We start from the raw sequence: 17,030 nt of genomic DNA on the forward strand, positions 1-17,030 counted from the left end.
CATTTTCAAACATTCCGTATCGATGTTTACTAGCTAACAACCGTATTACTACTTTGAGTATCGGCCCAGCAAACCCAGATGAATTAAGGGAACCTTTGCGAATCGCTGGCTATGATGAAGAGTTAACATCAGCAGAAATTTCTGCTTTTGAGCGATTAGAAAATCACCAAAAAGTTGCTTTAGAAACTGATAAGTGTAGCCAGTGTTATGCTTGTTTGCCCTGTCCAGAAAATATCAATATTCCAGAGGTGTTGCGGTTACGAAATCTTGCAGTGGCATACGATATGACTGACTATGGGCAATATCGTTACGGAATGTTTGAAAATGCCGGTCACTGGTTCCCTGGAATGAAAGCTAATCGCTGTACAGAATGCGGTGACTGTTTGCCTCGGTGTCCAGAAAAGTTAGATATTCCAGCTTTGTTGGAAGATGCTCACCAAAAATTAAGTGGGAAAGCAGGTAGGAGATTGTGGGGTTGAGCAAGAGGCAGGGGGCAGGGGAGCAACAAAAGTGATTTGTATCAATTATTTCGTGAAATGCTATGACCACCCCGAAACATAAAAATCCCAAAAAGTTTTTAGGTTTTAACTTCGGGGTTTTCAGCGAACATTCTTAGAAAAATGTAAAATTTATAAAGATTTAATAGAGTTAGGAAGATCCGCCCAAGCTGGGGTATCTCGCGGCAAGAAAGATGAAAATTAAAAAAAAAGAAATATCCTGCGCCAATCACTGACGGTTTTCCGCTACAGTGGACGGGCTGTAAGCTTAGTATGGACTACTAGCCGATCGCTTACTATTCTTCTGGCTAGTTTAACAATAGTTGCTGGTCTTTTACCGGCGGCGATATCCTACATCAGTAAGTTGATTGTTGATGCAGTGGTATTTGCCTCTGAAGTTAACTCACAGAGCAATGGTTTTGTCAATATTTATCCTTCCTTATCTTATGTAGGATTAGAAGCGATCGCTGTAATTTTACTAGCAGGCAGTCAACGGGGAATCATCATCTGTCAATCGTTATTGCGGGCGCTACTAGGTCAACGGGTAAATGTACTCATTTTAGAAAAGGCGTTGACACTGGATCTTAGACAGTTTGAAGACTCAGAATTTTATGACAAATTGAGCAATGCACGACGAGAAGCATCAGTTCGTCCTCTTTCCTTAGTAAACCGTACCTTTGGGTTAGTGCAAAATGCTCTTTCCCTGTTCACCTACGGTATTTTGCTGGTAAATTTTTCAGTTTGGGCGGTGGTGGTACTGATTTTGGCAGCTATGCCTGTATTTATTGCCGAAACAAAGTTTGCTGGGGAAGCCTTTCGCTTGTTTAGTTGGCGTGCATCAGAAACTCGTCAACAGCACTACTTAGAAAATCTGCTAGCAAGAGAAGATTTTGTCACAGAAGTCAAACTCTACCAGTTGGGAGAGATGCTGCTAGGACGTTACCGCAACCTATTCGATCAACTCTATGGCGAAGACCTCGATTTAACTCTCCGGCGAGGATTGTGGGGATATCTCCTGAGTTTAGTGAGTACTGGTGCTTTTTACCTAGCTTATTCTTGTATTGTGCGGAAAACAGTGCTAGGTCAGATTTCTTTGGGAGATATGACAATGTATCTCACTGTGTTTCGCCAAGGACAATCTACTTTCTCTAATGCCCTCACTTCTATTGGAGGGATGTATGAAGACAACCTATATCTATCAAATCTCTATGATTTTCTGGAAGAAGAAGTACCAAAGTCTTGGGGGAAAGCAACCATTGGTTTAAATCCCCAAGATGGTATCCGTTTTGAGAACGTATCATTTACTTATCCAGGAAGTTCTAAGCCGACGTTGAGAAACATTTCGCTACACTTGAAACCCAGAGAGAAACTGGCAATTGTCGGTGAAAACGGTTCCGGTAAAACTACCTTAATCAAACTACTTACCCGACTCTACACCCCTGACTCTGGGCGAATTTTATTAGATGGCTTGGACTTGCAGGAATGGGATGTGGATGTGTTGCGGCGTCGGATTGGTGTGATTTTTCAGAACTTTGTCCGCTACCAGTTCACTGTGGGTGAGAATATTGGCGTGGGCGATGTAGAACATCTCGAAAACAAAACTCGTTGGCGAACTGCTGCCCAAAAAGGCATGGCCCAATCTTTTATTGACCAATTACCCCAAAGCTTCAAGACTCAGCTTGGTCGTTGGTTTAAGGGAGGACAGGAACTTTCGGGGGGACAGTGGCAAAAAATTGCTCTATCTCGTGCTTTTATGCGATCGCAAGCAGATATCTTGGTGTTAGATGAACCAACATCAGCAATAGATGCCCAAGCTGAGTTTGAGATTTTCAATCATTTTCGCGCTATTACTCAAAATCAGATGGTACTTTTGATTTCTCATCGCTTCTCAACAGTACGGATGGCTGACAAAATCCTAGTTATAGAAAACGGGGAAGTTATAGAACAAGGAACTCACGAAGAACTGTTAGAGGTAGGAGGACGTTATGCCAAGTTGTTTCTGTTACAAGCAGCCGGTTATCAGTAGAAAAATAAGCTAGCAATCTTTGTGAATTGACATAGCGATCGCTCACTTTGTACAAAGCACATAGCACCTCTATCAAACCATGTTTACCGAACAGGTTAACATAGGTAAAATCTCTTTAGTGCCTAGACGCTCCGTATCGTTAAACATTGTTACCCAATAGAACTATGCAAATAACACAACAGCGATACTATACCCCAAAGGAATATTTAGAGCTAGAAGAAGCTGCTGACTATAGAAGTGAATACATTAACGGACAGATAATTCCTATGGCGGGTGGAACAGTAAATCATAATCAAATAGCACTCAACTTAAGTACTGAGTTAAATTTCGCTTTTAAAAAGCAGAACTACCGGGTTTTTATGGGTGATGTTCGTCTATGGATACTCCAAAAGCGTACCTATACCTATCCAGATGTGATGATTCTGGCAGGTGAACCAGAGTTTTTTAACAACCGAAAGGATATAATTCTGAATCCACAGATTATTGTTGAGGTTTTATCAAAATCTACCAAAGGCTATGATCGCGAAGATAAATTTCAGGCTTACCGAACTATTTCTACTTTTCAAGAATATCTATTAATTGACCAAACTCAGATTCATGTAGATCAATTTTCTAAAACTGGGAAAAAGCAATGGACGCTTCGTGAATATGATGAAGAAGATGAAGCGATCGCACTTGTAACCGTACCCTTTGAGATTTCCTTACAGGATTTATACAACAAAGTTAAGTTTGAGCCTGTTGAGTCGGAAGGGGAAGGTGCTGATATTGAAGGATTGGGGTAAGGTGCGTAGGCGTAGCCCGCACTTCGGCTGCGCTCAGTGACCACCGCAGGCATCGCATTTTGTTGATAGAATACATCTTATTTAAGGTTTTATATTTAACATAAATAAAGTAAATTATTCAGCATATATTTTCTGAAGACAGAACAGCAGCGCTACATTTGAAACAAAATCATGGCTACAGGTAAAGAGTATGAAGCTAAAATTGCAAACTATAACTGGGATGATTTAATCCAACTGTGGTCAGAAATTGAGTCAGGTGATACTCCTGGTTGGGGTGCAGGTAAAGCATTAGAGTATTTAGTTTTACGAGCCTTTGAACTCGATAGCGCTGAAGTAACTTGGCCTTATAGTGTACGAGTTGATGGAGACGAATTAGAACAAATTGATGGAGTAGTTTATTCAGAGGGTTTAGCTTATATTATAGAATGCAAAGATGAATGTGAAGCGGTAGATATTTTACCAATTGCGAAGCTAAGAAATCAACTATTACGCAGACCTGCAACAATTACTGGTATTGTATTTAGTCGTAAGGGATTTACACCAAATGCTGTGAAATTAGCGAGATTGGTTTCACCCCAAACTATACTCTTATGGGAAGGAGAAGAAATTAAATATTCGCTCCAAAATAAATGTATAATTAGATCGCTAGTCAAAAAATCTCGACATTGTATTGAACATGGTCTTCCCGATTACAATATTACAATTGAGGCTAAAATATGACCCAAGCTTATATACTTACAGAAGGAAATCAAGACATAGTAATTTTAAAACGCTTGCTACCACAACCTATTATTCAAGAAATTAAATTTGTAGATGGTTCCGGTCAGTATGGAGCACAATCGTTAGCGAGTACACTCCTGGCTACTAGATCAATTCCTGTTGCTCTAGTGACGGATGCAGATACAGAAGATGATTCACTTGTTAGCGAACAATTAGATACACTCAATTATTTACTCCGTCAAGCATCTCCTGGAATTCCTTTTAAAGTTTTACTGGCAGTTCCAGAAATAGAGATAGTCTTAGTACAAAATCGTCCGTTGATTGAAAAATTAGCTGAACGTAGCTTTACTGATTTAGAATGGCAACTTGCTCAGAGCAAGCCAAAAATGTTTTTAGAAGCAGTTTTAGGCAAAGATATGCCAGTTATTCAGAAAATACTAACTAGTGCTAGTAATGATGAAATACAGACATTGCAACAACATTCATTAATACAAAACTTAATTAATTTTTTATCATCAGTTGCTGTTACGCCTACAGTTTAAATTGATTAATATTCCAGTGATTCAGGTAGTAGATAAGTAAACCTCTCATAAGCCTTAAGTAATTTGAAGGTTCGAGTCTCAAACTCTTCTCTACACCTACGAGCTTCTAAATCTTTAACTTTTGCTACAACATTTTAAAAACCTGTACGCATCTCCTCCCTGAAACGGATATGGTTTAGGTTTCTGAGTAAATGGATTAACCATAGTTGTTGTCAAAATAGACTTAATCTCAGTATTTCCAGCAATATTCTTGGTGTATCACTCGTTATATACAAAAGAGCGATCGCCTAACTTCCACGTCTAGATTTTACCGGCCTTCAATCCCTTGTCATACTTCTGTCTATATTTGTGAATAGCAGATTTAAGTTTTCCTTTCAGTTCTGGCGGATTTTGCATTACTGACATAAACAAATCTCTGTCACGATCGGATAGCACTAAACTTTTAGATTCTTTTAACATAGTTAATTTCAGCCTTCAGCTTAGTACAGTTTTGCGTAAAAGTGTAGCGTTTTGCAAGCCGACGCATTAACAATGCAAGCTATTGCCTAATTTAACTCGCTACAAATTAATGAAATACTGTATTTAGTCTTTAATTAACAGCGTAGTTATTCTTAGTAGACAATGTATACACAATATTGATTTTGAGCATCACATCCAGTTTTTACTCTCTCTGAAGAGGAATTAAATCGCCACGGAGGAGATAGCGATCGCCCCTTTGCCCGATAACTTCGATAAAATCACTATGGTGCTACTTAACCCTAAATCTGATGAAAAGCGATCGCTCTCCTTCCCAACCCTCCCTTCAACGTCCTGAACTACTCGCACCAGCAGGTAACTGGGACTGTGCTAAAGCTGCTGTGGAAAATGGGGCAGACGCTATTTACTTCGGTTTGGATCGCTTCAACGCCAGAATGCGGGCAGAAAACTTTACTGAGGCGGACTTACCCCAATTGATGACATTCCTGCATCGTCGGGGCGTAAAGGGTTATGTTACTGTCAACACACTAATATTTTCCAAAGAACTAGCACAAGCGCAGCAATATCTTTGCACAATTATTGCAGCAGGTGTGGATGCGGTGATTGTTCAAGATATTGGTATATGCCGTCTCATCCGTCACCTGTCGCCCGATTTTCCCATCCATGCTTCTACGCAAATGACCATCACCAGTGCGGCTGGAGTGGAATTTGCCAAGTCCCTTGGCTGTCAATTGGTAGTGCTGGCGCGTGAATGTTCTCTTCAGGAAATCAATAAAATTCAGCAGCAGATTGCCCAAGAGGAAACTTCACTACCCTTGGAAGTCTTTGTTCACGGTGCTTTGTGCGTAGCGTATTCTGGTCAATGTTTGACTAGCGAGGCTTTAGGCGGACGTTCTGCAAACCGAGGTGAATGTGCCCAAGCTTGCCGGATGCCCTACGATTTAATCGCTGATGGCGAAGTTGTAAATTTAAAAGATCGCAAATATTTACTTAGTCCTCAAGACCTAGCAGGGTTGGATGTTTTGCCAGATTTGGTCAAATCAGGAGTAACTTGTCTCAAGATTGAAGGTCGTTTGAAAGCCCCAGAGTATGTTGCTAATGTCACCCGTGTTTATCGGCAAGCTTTGGATGGCGTGATGACGCAATTGGAAAGACCTAACTCCCTAACCCCCTTCCCTCATAGGGAAGGGGGAATAAAGACTCCCCTCTCCGAAACGGAGAGGGGCTGGGGGAGAGGTCAATCAGATCAAGAACACTACAACCTAGAAATGGCATTTTCTCGCGGACTCTACACGGGTTGGTTTGGCGGAATTAATAATCAGGAACTAGTTCACGCCCGCTTTGGTAAAAAACGTGGGGTTTATTTGGGTGAAGTCAGCCGCATTCATAACGAACAGGTAACAGTCAAATTGGAAGCGCCTGTAAAACCGGGAGATGGAATAGTATTTGATTGCGGTCATCCAGAGGCGAAGGAAGAAGGCGGACGGGTTTATGCTGTGGTGTCCAAAGGTAAAGAAACTTTGCTTACCTTTGGGCGAAATGACTTGAACCTGCGCCGAGTGCATATAGGCGATCGCATTTGGAAAACCAGCGATCCAGAACTCGATAAGCAACTGCGGCAGAGTTTTGCTGGCGAGAACCCACAATTTCAACGTCCCATTTATATAGAAATTTATGGAGAAGTTGGTCAGGCGTTGATTGCGATCGCCCGCGATCAACTCGGTAATATTGTCCAAGTAGAGTCTGCAATTTCCCTGGTGAAAGCGCACACCAAACCCCTAAATACAGACCGTTTACAAGAACAATTCGGTCGTTTGGGTAACACACCTTTCTGTTTGGGAACGCTAACCAACCACCTCAGTGATACCTTTATGCTACCCGTCAGTGAATTGAACCGGATGCGGCGGCAAATTCTCGTGCAGCTGGAAGAATTGCGAAGTCAACCCAAACGCTGGCAATTACGTTCTGATGTCTCTTTCCAAGACTTACTCCCCTCCTCATCCCCCTCATCTCCCTCATCTCCCTCATCCCCCTCATCTCCCTCATCTCCCTCATCTCCCTCATCTCCCTCATCTCCCTCACTCATCGCCTTAGTACGAAACCTCAAGCAACTCCAAGCTGCCCTCAAAGCTGGTATTGAAACACTGTACTGTGAATTTGAAGACCCCCGCGCCTACCGAGAAGCGGTGCAAATGGTGCGCCAACAAGGGCAACAATCCCCACTCCCCACTATCTGGGTTGCACCACCCCGAATTACCAAACCGGGGGAAAATTGGATTTTGCAACAAGTACGTGCTTCAGAAGCAGATGGCTATCTAATACGCAACTATGATCAATTGCAATTCTTTGCTCAAGACCGTTGTATTGGAGATTTTTCGCTCAACGTTGCTAATCCCTTAACAGCAGACTACTTTCAGCAACACTTTGGTTTAGAAAGGCTGACGGCATCCTATGACCTGAATATTACCCAACTGCAAGACCTGCTCACCAGTTGTCCACCCCAGTGGTTTGAGGTGACAATCCATCAACATATACCGATGTTTCACATGGAGCATTGTGTATTTTGTGCCTTTCTATCGACAGGTACAGACTACACTAACTGTGGACGACCTTGTGAAAAGCAGGAAGTGAAATTGCGCGATCGCGTTGGTAGCGAACACGTCCTCAAAGCCGATGTAGGTTGTCGCAATACTGTATTTAACGGCACTGCTCAAACCGGAGCCGAGTACGTACAGCGCCTCATAGAACTGGGATTACGTCAGTTTCGCATCGAGTTTGTCAATGAAACACCAGAACAAGTGAGTAAAACAATACATCGCTATCGTCAACTACTGCAAGGCGAGATTACAGGTTCCCAACTGTGGCGCGAATTGAAACTGCAAAATCAATTGGGCGTGACTCGTGGCCCTATGGGAGTGTCTGCATTGCGGTCATAATTGATTTTGCGATCGCCCAGCTTGAAAAATCTGTTCCGCTGTCAAGTTTAATTCTGGGAATGTAGGGGATATGATGGGGTCATTTCCTCGAAACAGGTTAACGTCATACTCACCATCCACCAAATAGTAAACGGAAATAGTTGGTTGTTTTGGATTACTTATATACCTTCCACCGCCCAAAGCTAAATAGTCAACAATCCAATATTCAGGAACGCTGAAAGTTTCGTAGTCAACCAGCTTGGATGCATAATCATCTTTCCAATTAGTGCTGACGACTTCAATAACTAGGGGAACCGACGCAGCTTGAGTAACCGTTGAAGACTTTTTCCACATCGGTTCTGATGAAAGATTCTTTTGATTTATCACTATTACATCGGGCGAATAACCTGATTCTTTGTCAGGAACCTTGACTAGTGCTTGCTTGGGTATAAGGTAAGGGAGACTCAGCCGTTCAAATTCTACGTTTAGTTTTTTAGCTAAAAAACCATTAATCTCTTCATGATCTCCTACTGGCTGCATTTCAACAATTGCTCCGTCGTGTAGTTCATAACATCCGCCGTCTGGTTTCCAATTTAGGAATTCTTCAAAAGCGATTGTTTTTGGTAAGGCTTGAAACATCACACTTACTCCTGATGATGATTTAGAGTTTAGCAAATTACTTGGTATAGGACTATGATTTGATTTCTGAAAAATCTCCGTACAACTCGAAAAGCGTGATTCCGTATTCCCTACTCCCTACTCCCCACTCCCCGCCTACGTAGATAATTTCAAAAATCAAATATGATTCCTATATCACATCACTGAGGAGAATCGTTATAATAACCAGATAAACGTGATTGTAGTCAATGAATGTTATGGAAAACAAAAATATCAAGGAAGAAGCACGACGGCTAATTGACAAATTGCCAGAAAATTTTACATGGGATGATTTAATGTATGAAATCTATGTAAGACAAGCAATAGAAGCGGGATTAACTGATAGTGAAGCGGGAAGAGTCGTTTCTGTTGAAGAAGTACGCGCAAAATTTGGATTGTAACCGTGAAAGTTTTTTGGACAGAAACAGCCGTTAATCATTTATCATCTATTTATACTTATATATTTCAAAATTCTCCTCACTATGCTCAAAGACTGGTTGAGCGATTAACTCAACGCTCTGAGCAAATTGCCCAATTTCCATTATCGGGTCGCATTGTCCCAGAATTTGAAACTAAGCAGATTAGAGAAGTTATTGAAGGCTCTTATCGCATTATTTATTATATGAAGTCGATTAATTGGTATTGCTCACTTGACCTTCAGATCCCCGACTTCTTCAAGAAGTCGGGGATCTAAGTCCAGATAAAATCTCGCTAGAGAACGCCAAAATAAGGAATTCGGAAGATTTGGCAAAATTTTCCGTAGGGGTACAGTGGGCTTTCCTACGCAACGCTACGCGATCGCCAACGCACTCACACGACGAGGCAATGAGAATATGGTAGAGTTAAGTTGATAGGAACTGTCGATGCAGTCGTTTGAACCAGGCTTTATCGAACGCCAGCTAATTACTCAAAATCTACTGCGTACCATCCGGCTTATTGGTGAGTACAAAGGCAAGCAGGAGTTATTCAAAGAACAGTCGCCCCAAGTTTTGGAGACACTACGTCAAGCGGCGATTATTCAAAGCACTGAGTCTTCCAACCGTATAGAAGGCATCACAGCGCCCCTGGAACGCATCAAGGAACTGGTAGCCGAAAAAACTACACCCCGCGATCGCTCCGAACAAGAAATTGCTGGCTATCGAGACGTACTTACCACCATCCACACCAGCTATGCTCACATCCCTTTCACCCCTGGAGTGGTGTTACAGCTGCATCGTGACCAATACCCAGTTTACTGTTGGTGAGGGTGGGCGCTGGAAGTCTGTAGATAATGAAATCAGCGAAACTTACCCAGATGGCAGGAAGGTTGTGAGGTTTCAGCCAGTCCCCGCTTATGCGACACCAGATGCAATGCAACGGTTGCACGAACAGTTCAACCGCCTCTTTGAGTCCGAGGAAATCGAGCCATTACTGCTCATCCCCACTTACATCCTGGATTTTCTGTGCATCCACCCTTTTAGTGATGGCAATGGACGGATGGCTCGGCTGCTAACACTACTGTTACTGTACAAAGCTGATTACGAAGTGGGTCGGTTTATTAGCTTGGAACGGATTGTAGAACGCACAAAAGAAATCTCCCGCCGCCGCCCTTAATGTCGCCCAACGCCAAATGTGGCAAGGGAAAGATTTTCAAGGAAAGGATTTGAAAAATCCAGCTTGGAAACATCCCCGTTATTGGGCGGCTTTCACCCTCCAAGGTGAGTGGCGGTGAATACTTAATTGACCTTCTCCTTTTAGGCTACCGTGTACACCTGAAGGGGCGACGAAATAGGCTAAAAAGCTTTGTATGTAAAGCATGTAACATTTTGTGGTAAAAAAAGATAGGTCTCTGATTTGCAACAAAGCCAATAAGATTGATAATGTTACCTGCATTCTACCAAAACCACTTAAAAAGTCAATTGACTGTAGCAGAATATCTGTTCCTGAAAATTTTGCTTAATATCTTACAGTCAATTAAAAAAGTTAATTTAGAAAAGTTAGCAAATGCTCTACCTTTGCCAATAAAATTTGAGAGTAGAAGAAAAAGAATACAACGATTTCTATCATTACCAAATCTAACAATTGAAAAAGTTTGGTTTCCAATTGTTAAGGAATGGTTAAAAACATACTTTCCCAATGAAAAAATAATTTATGTAGCAATTGATAGAACAAATTGGAATCGCATAAATTTATTTGTTGTTAGCATTATTTGGGATAAAAGAGCGTTCCCGATATACTTTGAGTTATTACCAAAGTTAGGTAGTAGCAACATATCTGAACAGCAAAATTTATTGTCTAAGGTGATGCCACTTTTTAAAAGCTATAAAATATGTGTACTGGGAGACAGGGAATTTTGCTCTGTAAAACTGGCAAAGCATCTCCAGAACCTGGGTGTATATTTCTGCTTGCGTTTAAAAAAGAACGAATTTGTTGAATATCAAAAAGATATTTGGATTGAGCTAAATAATTTAGGTTTAACACCGGGAGTTTCCTTTTTTATTAAGGGAGTCAAGGTGACTAAGAGCAAAGGTTTTTTTAGTTTTAATGTTGCCTGCAAATGGAAACGTAAAATCAACGGAGTTGCTCCCAAAGAAGGATGGTTGATTTTAACAAATTTTGAAAGTTTAGAGTCTGCTATTTCAGCTTATAAGCAAAGATTTGATATCGAGCGGAGTCGGAGACACTCCGCCTCCGAGAAATGTTTAGAGATTTCAAGAAAGGTGGCTATAATTTAGAAGATACACATGTCGAGAATCAACGCTTCATCTCACTAGTTTTATTAATAGCGATCGCTTACACTTCTGCAACGATTCAAGGTCAGCACATTAAACGTAAAGGAATACAAAAATATGTTGCTCGTACTAAAGAATATGGTAGGTCTGAGCGGAAACATAGTAGTTTTTATGTCGGCTTATATGGTCAAACTTGGGTCAATTTCAAGGATATTTGTATGGAATTAGTAACAGAATTAATGAGATGAAATTGCAACAAGCGGAAGTATTATCAACAAGGGATGAGGGCTATGAAGCTTATAGAGTCTACATATTAGCTGATTTCGTAGCCCCTTCAGGAAGTTGACACCAATGGCATCTTGCCCCTGTCCTGGGCGGAATCTGTCGTAACCGAAGTGATATTTTTTTAACGTGAGTTCGAGATTATGATACTGAAGCATAGCGATCCAGCATTTGTTATTTCGGCGAACCCATTTGTTATTTCGGCGAACCCATTTGTTATTTCGGTGAACTCATTTGTTATTTCGGCGAACCCATTTGTTATTTCGGCGAACCCATTTGTTATTTCGGCGAACCCATTTGTTATTTCGGCGAACCCATTTGTTATTTCGGTGAACCCATTTGTTATTTCGGCGAACCCATTTGTTATTTCGGCGATCGCTAGTTCAATTCTCATCAAATCAAAGGCGGGCATCATTTCAAGCTATGCGATCGCCTCTGGAGTTAGAAAAGTCTATTTACCAGAGGGAAGCTTTAGTTCGATATTTAATTTCTCCCCTATTTCCATAACATTGTTTGTAAAATCTGTCATACCTGCGATCGGGGCAGCGACTACAGTAGCAGCAGTTAGTAAAGCTACTAGACGCTTTTTGAGTTTGGGTAAATTGCGTTCTTTTTCTGGCTTTTGAATTTCTACTTCTACATCATCAATATCAATGATGATGTCGTCGCGGATTTCTGGCGGGAATTGGGCGGTAGTTTGGCGCATGGTGCTGATGATTTGCATTAGTTCTGCTATGCTTGCGCCGCTTGTTTGATTAAGGTTGCTTACTGTGGCTTGGGCTTGGTTTTGTTCTTCGGGAATTTTATTTTCGTGGCAGATGCCGATATAGCGCTCGTAGCTGATGAAGTCTTCAGTCATGGATTCGAGTTGTTGTTTAACCTCAAACCATGTCAGGGGTAGAAGGTCGTAGACTTCTTTGAGGTTGCCGACTTGCTGTAAAATGGCGGTGCGAAGTTCATTAATGCCGATATTGTCTTGGCAGGAGGTTTCGATAATCGCTTGGATGTTAGGATATTTTTCGCGTAATGCCTTGCGGTTGATGTCGAGGGGTTGTTCGTCTTTTTTGTTGCCAACGATAATCACGGGGGACTGTCCGCCGAAGCTTTCGATTAGTTTCAGCCAATATTCGATGCGGTTTTCTTCTTCGCTGGTGCGACAATTACAGACTAGGAGATAGAGGCTGCGCTTAGTCAGAAAAAACTGATGGGTGGCATGATAAATTTCCTGTCCGCCAAAGTCCCAAACATTGAGGCGGATGTCTTTGCTATTGACCTGTACGTTCCAAGTTTCCACATTGAGTCCGTCGGTTTGGGATTGATTTTTATCATATTTATTGCGGATTAGTCGCTCGATGAGGGATGTTTTGCCGACGCTGCCTTGTCCGATGAGCAAGAGTTTGGCTTCGTTGAGTGGACTCACTTCACCGCTACGGAGTAATCGCAAGTAATTGAAAATGTTTTCAACTGAACCAACACCATCAGAAGATCCTAAAATCTCTGGTGAAATAGGAAGCGGATTTCCCCGTAAATCTAGTTTTTTCAATTTCGGCAAACTTTCGATCGCCTCTGGAATCTGGGTTATTTGGTTGTTACGGAGGTGAAGCTGCGTCAGATTGGTTAAATTAGCGATCGCCTCTGGAATCTGGGTTATTTGGTTGTCACTGAGGTCAAGCTGCGTCAGATTAGTTAAATTAGCGATCGCATCAGGTATTTCAGTTAGCTCTACTCGAATTAAGATAAGTTCCTCTAAATGTAGTATTTGCGTTACCACATCGGGAATGCTCTCTAAAGGATTGCCACTAATATCCAACTTACGCAAATTAGGCAAACTCAATAGTTCGAGTGGAAGCGTTTTTAAATTGTTGCCCGAAACCTTTTCGAGATAGCGGTTTCCTACTTCTTCATAACCTTCAACCTTCTTTCCCAAAATCAAAGACTCAAGCTGCTTCAGCTTACCAATTTCTACAGGTAACTCAGTCAACTCCTGCCCCGACAAGTCTAACTCTTGCCAACCCTCAGCCACCGCGCGATCTATCAGTACCAATAACTCATCCTGCATCATAATTCCAAGGATAAGGTAAAAGGAAAGAAGATTGATAATAAGATGATCTTAACTGATTAAAGAAAAATGCTAGACCATCACTTTTTGGCGATGGCGCTGACTTGTCAGTTCGCTGTTTGGGATGTTGCGGATTTAAGCGATGCCTGCGGCGGGCTACGCCAACGTGCCTTGAGATGTGGCGAGCGCATATATCTAAATCTGGTTTCTAGCTATCTCTGTTATTATACCTGCGATCAATTTTTGGCATTGTTTACAAAATCGAGCGATGTGGTAAATCGCACCTCATGCTACTGAATGATTCAACATAAGTAGGACTTACTAACAACTTGCACCATTCTCAATTAGCACCCTCGCCCGCCCAGAATTTAAATTCTGGGCTAATAGCGAAAGTCTACTTAAGTAGACTAAAACCGTTTACCAGTCGTCTTTAGACGACTTGAGCTATTAGCCTTAGACTTGAGTCTAAGGCGGTTGTTGGGACTGATACAAGTTATCAGTTGGTTCAGAATACAAGTCCGTAGCGATCGCATGACCTACTTACTCATCACTCAAAGTTTCAATTAATAAATCTACTTGCTGCTGTCGCTGCTGCAAAAAACTTTCGCATTGACGCAAATACTCAACAGCCTTGGCAAATTGGTCAAAGACCTCTTCCAATTCCAACTCACCCGCCTCGATGCCAGCGATGATTCCTTCTATTTCAATAACTTTTGCCTCATAATTCCAATCTGTTGAATCAGAACTAGAAGCGCTCTTACGTTTAACCATTTAAATGTTGAGAGTAATCTGTTGTAAGTCGCTATATATCTAAACTAATTTTTTACTTCCGTAACTTTCACTATAACCTCACCCTGTCCCAACTGAATCAATAACTCTTGCCCTACAGTTAACTCAGCCGCAGCACGAGCGATCGCCCCATCTTCTTGTCTAACCACCGCATAACCACGCTGTAACACCGCTTTCGGGTCAAGACTAGCTAACTTTTGCCGCAACAACTCTAAATGCTGCGTTGCTTGCTGCGATCGCCCCGTTGTAATTTGCACCAAATGCTGACGCTTCCAAGCTAACTTTTCTACCTCCAGCTGCACTTGTCGATCTAACCGCAAACGTCGTAAACCGTTTCGCAATACTTGCAGTTTCTTAAGAGAATTTTCTCCAAAGTCATGCACTGCTTCATGTAAAGCCACAACTCGCCCCCGATGCTCAGTATACAACTCTGAAAGTGCTGGCACAACCATTTCCGCCGCCGCAGTGGGTGTATGCACACAAGCATCTGCAACTAAATCTGCTAAAGATTCATCTCGTTGATGACCGATACCAGTAATTACAGGAATAGAACAAGTAGCAAGCGATCGCACCACTCGTTCATCATTAAAGCAAGCCAATTCCTCAACCGCACCACCACCCCGCGATAAAATTAGCACTTCGGCGCGTCCATCTTTTTCCACCCGCTCAATTGCTTTGACGATAGATTCAGGTGCTTGCTCACCTTGTACTGTAGCGGGAGAAAATAAAACCTGTAAACCTGGATACCTTTGTCTGAGAGTTTTTTGAATATCACCCCAAGCAGCAGCCGTTGGTGAAGTGACGACAGCGATCGTTTGGGGGTGAGTTGGGAGCGATCGCTTTCTTTGAGCATCGAACAACCCCTCAGCCAGCAAGCGATTTTTGAGTTGTTGATAGCGCAACGCCTGTAAACCAACACCAGCGGGTAAAGTCTGCCAAACTGATAACTGATACTCTCCCCGTTGCGGATACAGGCGAATACTGCCCAAAATGATTATCTGCTCACCGGGAACGGGTATCTGGGCGAGTTTTGGCAATTGGCTATTCCATACTACACACTTAATTCCGGCGGTGCGATCGGTATCTTGCAGCGTAAAAAATAACCCACTGCGATGGTGGTTAGCGCTGGAAACTTCGCCAGTTACCCAAACTTGCCGCAATTGTTCATCTTGCTCTAACAGCAAGCGGATATAGTCAGTTAATCCAGATACTGAAAGCGCCGTATGCAGAATAAGAGAGTCGGGAAGGTCGAAAGTCATCAAAGATGCGCGGGAGCAAAAACCTAATCAAATCTTAGCAAATAACGTTAATTAATAGTTATTGTATTGAAGTATTAAATTATAAATACCCCAAAATTCCATTAAACATAATAAATTAATCAGTAAATAATACCAGGAATTTTTTAAATTTATATAGATAAAAATTTATTCACATATTTATCCCTTAAAAGCAAACAAGTCTGCATTTTTAAAAAATATTTGTGCTTCCCTGCACCGCCATTAATGCTGAGTTACACTAGGTTAATTAACCCTAATGATTTATATGGGAGTTTAAAACCATCATGGAAAAGATAGAACTTGAACTAGATAGACTCACCTTTGAGCGAGCAAAAACTTTGGCAATAGTCAATCAATCAACTTTACCAGAATTGATTACTCATGTAATTGAACGGTTAGCAGAAATTCAGGAAAAAAAAGATCCCTTAATGGGATTATATGCGGATGTCCCAGAAATTGTTGATGAAATTGTTGCTGAGGCGATGGAAAAAAGAGGATATACTGGATCGAATGAATAAAGTAAAAAAATCCTTACTTGATACGGATATTCTTTCAGAAATTATTAAACGAGCAAATTCTCGTATTATTGCTAAAGCTAATACCTACTTAAACCAGTTTGAAAAATATACAATTTCTGTAATTACAGTTATGGAAATTGTAGAAGGTTGGCAAAAACGTAAGCAAGAACAACGCCTTCAGCAATTTTTAACCATCGTCAGTTCACAGGAGATATTATCCTTTGATTTGACAGAAGCAGTATTAGCAGGTAAAATCTACGCTGATTTAGAGATAGCAGGAAAAAGAATTGGTTATCCTGATTGTATGATTGCTGCTATTGCTATCCGTCATAATCTAACTTTAGTTACTGGTAATTTATCTCATTATCAAAGGATTCAGGATTTAGATTATTCACTAAGATTAGATAACTGGCGTTTATAGTAACAATGGTGATGGATCAAGTGCCATCAAGTTTAGCCATTAGCTAAATGCTTTAATGCAGATGTAAAAGCCTCTGTACCAATCATTTTAGATTGACTCAGAGCAACTTCAGCAGCTTGACCGAAAACCATATCCTCTAATTCTTCCAGCCGATTAATTAATTTTTGGTAGCTCTCTGCTGAGATAATCACATGGCTAGGCCGTGATTGCTTGGTTAGTAGAACTGGCTCAATATAGGAATCGTATTTGATTTTTGAAATTTCTACGTAGGCGGGGAGTGGGGAGTAGGGAGTAGGGAATAAGGAATTAGGCTTTTCGAGTTGTACCGAGCTTTTTCAGAAATCAAATATTAGTCCT

At 41.5% G+C, this 17,030-nt stretch carries 21 protein-coding genes and 1 pseudogene; 15 read left to right on the forward strand and 7 right to left on the reverse strand.

Annotated features, from left to right (window positions below; genetic code table 11):
* The 5 genes from LC574_RS02315 to LC574_RS02335 form a co-directional block, all read left to right on the forward strand.
* The coding region (locus LC574_RS02315) for a 4Fe-4S dicluster domain-containing protein (RefSeq protein ID WP_229451319.1) at positions 1 to 479 on the forward strand (479 nt) is incomplete at its 5' end.
* Between the two features lie 235 nt (positions 480 to 714).
* Entirely contained in the window at positions 715 to 2,523 is a 1,809-nt protein-coding gene (locus LC574_RS02320) for an ABC transporter ATP-binding protein (protein ID WP_229451339.1), read from the forward strand.
* A gap of 164 nt (positions 2,524 to 2,687) precedes the next feature.
* Positions 2,688 to 3,305, forward strand: coding sequence for a Uma2 family endonuclease (locus tag LC574_RS02325; protein ID WP_229451320.1), 618 nt, complete (start codon positions 2,688 to 2,690; stop codon positions 3,303 to 3,305).
* Between the two features lie 171 nt (positions 3,306 to 3,476).
* On the forward strand, positions 3,477 to 4,025 hold the full coding sequence (locus LC574_RS02330; protein WP_229451321.1) for a restriction endonuclease: 549 nt from the start codon (positions 3,477 to 3,479) through the stop codon (positions 4,023 to 4,025).
* Positions 4,022 to 4,567 carry a hypothetical protein gene (locus LC574_RS02335; protein ID WP_229451322.1) on the forward strand — a complete coding sequence of 182 codons (546 nt, stop codon included), beginning with the start codon at positions 4,022 to 4,024 and terminating at the stop codon, positions 4,565 to 4,567. Before LC574_RS02330 ends, LC574_RS02335 begins: the two co-directional genes overlap by 4 nt.
* A 300-nt stretch (positions 4,568 to 4,867) precedes the next feature.
* Here LC574_RS02335 and LC574_RS02340 read toward each other — a convergent pair whose 3' ends face one another.
* Positions 4,868 to 5,026 carry a hypothetical protein gene (locus tag LC574_RS02340; RefSeq protein WP_229451323.1) on the reverse strand — a complete coding sequence of 53 codons (159 nt, stop codon included), beginning with the start codon at positions 5,024 to 5,026 and terminating at the stop codon, positions 4,868 to 4,870.
* 308 nt (positions 5,027 to 5,334) lie between these two features.
* On the opposite strand from LC574_RS02340, the gene LC574_RS02345 reads away from it, so the two are divergent.
* Positions 5,335 to 7,980, forward strand: a complete 2,646-nt coding sequence (locus LC574_RS02345) for a U32 family peptidase (RefSeq protein WP_229451324.1) — start codon at positions 5,335 to 5,337, stop codon at positions 7,978 to 7,980.
* Here the strand turns inward: LC574_RS02345 and LC574_RS02350 are convergent.
* The gene (locus tag LC574_RS02350; RefSeq protein WP_229451325.1) at positions 7,975 to 8,598 is read right to left on the reverse strand and encodes a Uma2 family endonuclease; all 624 of its coding nucleotides are present in this window, start codon (positions 8,596 to 8,598) and stop codon (positions 7,975 to 7,977) included. The genes LC574_RS02345 and LC574_RS02350 overlap by 6 nt on opposite strands.
* 227 nt (positions 8,599 to 8,825) lie before the next feature.
* Here LC574_RS02350 and LC574_RS02355 point away from each other — a divergent pair, with 227 nt between their 5' ends.
* The 6 genes and pseudogenes from LC574_RS02355 to LC574_RS02380 all read left to right on the forward strand — a co-directional run bounded on the left by LC574_RS02355 (position 8,826) and on the right by LC574_RS02380 (position 11,644).
* Complete coding sequence (locus LC574_RS02355) at positions 8,826 to 9,017, forward strand: hypothetical protein (RefSeq protein WP_229451326.1); 192 nt, start codon at positions 8,826 to 8,828, stop codon at positions 9,015 to 9,017.
* A gap of 2 nt (positions 9,018 to 9,019) precedes the next feature.
* Positions 9,020 to 9,310, forward strand: a complete 291-nt coding sequence (locus LC574_RS02360; protein ID WP_229451327.1) for a type II toxin-antitoxin system RelE/ParE family toxin — start codon at positions 9,020 to 9,022, stop codon at positions 9,308 to 9,310.
* A 169-nt stretch (positions 9,311 to 9,479) separates the two neighbouring features.
* A complete protein-coding gene (locus LC574_RS02365; protein WP_229451328.1) occupies positions 9,480 to 9,860 on the forward strand; it encodes a hypothetical protein in 381 nt (126 codons plus the stop codon).
* The gene (locus tag LC574_RS02370) at positions 9,832 to 10,209 is read left to right on the forward strand and encodes a Fic family protein (RefSeq protein WP_229451329.1); all 378 of its coding nucleotides are present in this window, start codon (positions 9,832 to 9,834) and stop codon (positions 10,207 to 10,209) included. The genes LC574_RS02365 and LC574_RS02370 overlap by 29 nt, the downstream gene beginning before the upstream one ends.
* Positions 10,210 to 10,225: 16 nt before the next feature.
* Positions 10,226 to 10,327, forward strand: a complete 102-nt coding sequence (locus LC574_RS02375; RefSeq protein WP_229451330.1) for a hypothetical protein — start codon at positions 10,226 to 10,228, stop codon at positions 10,325 to 10,327.
* A 148-nt stretch (positions 10,328 to 10,475) separates the two neighbouring features.
* Positions 10,476 to 11,644 (forward strand): annotated as a pseudogene (locus LC574_RS02380) (IS4 family transposase).
* Positions 11,645 to 11,733: 89 nt separating this feature from the next.
* Here the strand turns inward: LC574_RS02380 and LC574_RS02385 are convergent.
* A complete protein-coding gene (locus LC574_RS02385; RefSeq protein ID WP_229451331.1) occupies positions 11,734 to 12,024 on the reverse strand; it encodes a hypothetical protein in 291 nt (96 codons plus the stop codon).
* Between the two features lie 36 nt (positions 12,025 to 12,060).
* Positions 12,061 to 13,671, reverse strand: coding sequence for a leucine-rich repeat domain-containing protein (locus tag LC574_RS02390; RefSeq protein ID WP_229451332.1), 1,611 nt, complete (start codon positions 13,669 to 13,671; stop codon positions 12,061 to 12,063).
* Positions 13,672 to 13,737: 66 nt separating this feature from the next.
* Here LC574_RS02390 and LC574_RS02395 point away from each other — a divergent pair, with 66 nt between their 5' ends.
* Positions 13,738 to 13,965, forward strand: a complete 228-nt coding sequence (locus LC574_RS02395) for a hypothetical protein (protein ID WP_229451333.1) — start codon at positions 13,738 to 13,740, stop codon at positions 13,963 to 13,965.
* A 243-nt stretch (positions 13,966 to 14,208) separates the two neighbouring features.
* On the opposite strand, the gene xseB is transcribed toward LC574_RS02395, so the two are convergent.
* Together xseB and xseA are read right to left on the reverse strand one after the other, a co-directional pair.
* Positions 14,209 to 14,439 (reverse strand): exodeoxyribonuclease VII small subunit, encoded by a 231-nt coding sequence (xseB, locus tag LC574_RS02400; RefSeq protein ID WP_229451334.1) that lies wholly within the window; start codon positions 14,437 to 14,439, stop codon positions 14,209 to 14,211.
* 44 nt (positions 14,440 to 14,483) lie between these two features.
* On the reverse strand, positions 14,484 to 15,716 hold the full coding sequence (gene xseA / locus LC574_RS02405) for an exodeoxyribonuclease VII large subunit (RefSeq protein ID WP_229451335.1): 1,233 nt from the start codon (positions 15,714 to 15,716) through the stop codon (positions 14,484 to 14,486).
* A 302-nt stretch (positions 15,717 to 16,018) separates the two neighbouring features.
* On the opposite strand from xseA, the gene LC574_RS02410 reads away from it, so the two are divergent.
* Both LC574_RS02410 and LC574_RS02415 read left to right on the forward strand, forming a co-directional pair.
* Positions 16,019 to 16,252: a hypothetical protein gene (locus tag LC574_RS02410; RefSeq protein WP_229451336.1), complete on the forward strand. Its 234-nt coding sequence runs from the start codon at positions 16,019 to 16,021 to the stop codon at positions 16,250 to 16,252.
* Positions 16,245 to 16,673, forward strand: coding sequence for a type II toxin-antitoxin system VapC family toxin (locus LC574_RS02415; protein WP_229451337.1), 429 nt, complete (start codon positions 16,245 to 16,247; stop codon positions 16,671 to 16,673). The genes LC574_RS02410 and LC574_RS02415 overlap by 8 nt, the downstream gene beginning before the upstream one ends.
* 32 nt (positions 16,674 to 16,705) lie before the next feature.
* Here the strand turns inward: LC574_RS02415 and LC574_RS02420 are convergent, their stop codons facing one another.
* A complete protein-coding gene (locus LC574_RS02420) occupies positions 16,706 to 16,864 on the reverse strand; it encodes a hypothetical protein (RefSeq protein ID WP_229451338.1) in 159 nt (52 codons plus the stop codon).
* Positions 16,865 to 17,030 lie beyond the last annotated feature (166 nt).

The organism is Nostoc sp. CHAB 5715 (genome assembly GCF_020829685.1).
Taxonomy (GTDB): Bacteria; Cyanobacteriota; Cyanobacteriia; order Cyanobacteriales; family Nostocaceae; genus Nostoc.

Bases quoted from the DNA above. Each gene is read 5' to 3' on its own strand.
- LC574_RS02325 (WP_229451320.1), top strand. From the start codon at position 2,688: ATGCAAATAACACAACAGCGATACTATACCCCAAAGGAATATTTAGAG.
- LC574_RS02330 (WP_229451321.1), top strand. From the start codon at position 3,477: ATGGCTACAGGTAAAGAGTATGAAGCTAAAATTGCAAACTATAACTGG.
- LC574_RS02335 (WP_229451322.1), top strand. From the start codon at position 4,022: ATGACCCAAGCTTATATACTTACAGAAGGAAATCAAGACATAGTAATT.
- LC574_RS02340 (WP_229451323.1), bottom strand. From the start codon at position 5,026: ATGTTAAAAGAATCTAAAAGTTTAGTGCTATCCGATCGTGACAGAGAT.
- LC574_RS02345 (WP_229451324.1), top strand. From the start codon at position 5,335: ATGAAAAGCGATCGCTCTCCTTCCCAACCCTCCCTTCAACGTCCTGAA.
- LC574_RS02350 (WP_229451325.1), bottom strand. From the start codon at position 8,598: ATGTTTCAAGCCTTACCAAAAACAATCGCTTTTGAAGAATTCCTAAAT.
- LC574_RS02355 (WP_229451326.1), top strand. From the start codon at position 8,826: ATGAATGTTATGGAAAACAAAAATATCAAGGAAGAAGCACGACGGCTA.
- LC574_RS02365 (WP_229451328.1), top strand. From the start codon at position 9,480: ATGCAGTCGTTTGAACCAGGCTTTATCGAACGCCAGCTAATTACTCAA.
- LC574_RS02375 (WP_229451330.1), top strand. From the start codon at position 10,226: ATGTGGCAAGGGAAAGATTTTCAAGGAAAGGATTTGAAAAATCCAGCT.
- LC574_RS02385 (WP_229451331.1), bottom strand. From the start codon at position 12,024: ATGATGCCCGCCTTTGATTTGATGAGAATTGAACTAGCGATCGCCGAA.
- LC574_RS02390 (WP_229451332.1), bottom strand. From the start codon at position 13,671: ATGATGCAGGATGAGTTATTGGTACTGATAGATCGCGCGGTGGCTGAG.
- LC574_RS02395 (WP_229451333.1), top strand. From the start codon at position 13,738: ATGCTAGACCATCACTTTTTGGCGATGGCGCTGACTTGTCAGTTCGCT.
- xseB (WP_229451334.1), bottom strand. From the start codon at position 14,439: ATGGTTAAACGTAAGAGCGCTTCTAGTTCTGATTCAACAGATTGGAAT.
- xseA (WP_229451335.1), bottom strand. From the start codon at position 15,716: ATGACTTTCGACCTTCCCGACTCTCTTATTCTGCATACGGCGCTTTCA.
- LC574_RS02410 (WP_229451336.1), top strand. From the start codon at position 16,019: ATGGAAAAGATAGAACTTGAACTAGATAGACTCACCTTTGAGCGAGCA.
- LC574_RS02415 (WP_229451337.1), top strand. From the start codon at position 16,245: ATGAATAAAGTAAAAAAATCCTTACTTGATACGGATATTCTTTCAGAA.